The organism is Burkholderia sp. BCC1988, assembly GCF_905339895.1.
Classification (GTDB): Bacteria; Pseudomonadota; Gammaproteobacteria; order Burkholderiales; family Burkholderiaceae; genus Burkholderia.
This window is the reverse complement of record NZ_CAJPHA010000088.1, coordinates 1-446: the sequence shown is the minus strand read 5'-3', so window position 1 is coordinate 446 and position 446 is coordinate 1. Positions and strand designations below refer to the sequence as shown.

Sequence of the window (446 nt, the reverse complement as noted above, 5' to 3'; positions counted from 1 at the left end):
TCGACGTCGCCGATCAGTACATCGCGCGCATCGTTGGCGACGTCAAGCTCGCGCGCCCGCTGAAGCTCGTCGTCGACGCCGGCAACGGCGTCGCGGGCCCGCTCGCGACGCGCCTGTTCAAGGCGCTCGGCTGCACGCTCGTCGAGCGCTTCACCGACATCGACGGCACGTTCCCGAACCATCACCCCGATCCCGCGCACCCGGAAAACCTGCAGGACGTGATCCAGGCGCTGAAGGACACCGACGCCGAACTCGGCTTCGCGTTCGACGGCGACGGCGACCGCCTCGGCGTCGTCACGAAGGACGGCCAGATCATCTACCCGGACCGCCAGCTGATGCTGTTCGCGGAGGAAGTGCTGTCGCGCAACCCGGGCGCGCAGATCATCTACGACGTGAAGTGCACGCGCCATCTCGCGCAGTGGGTGAAGGCGAAGGGCGGCGAGCCG

General features: G+C 68.4%; 1 pseudogene. It reads left to right on the top strand.

From position 1 onward, the window contains the following. A pseudogene (locus tag U4012_RS35680) lies at positions 1–446 on the top strand (phosphomannomutase/phosphoglucomutase); the annotation flags it as partial.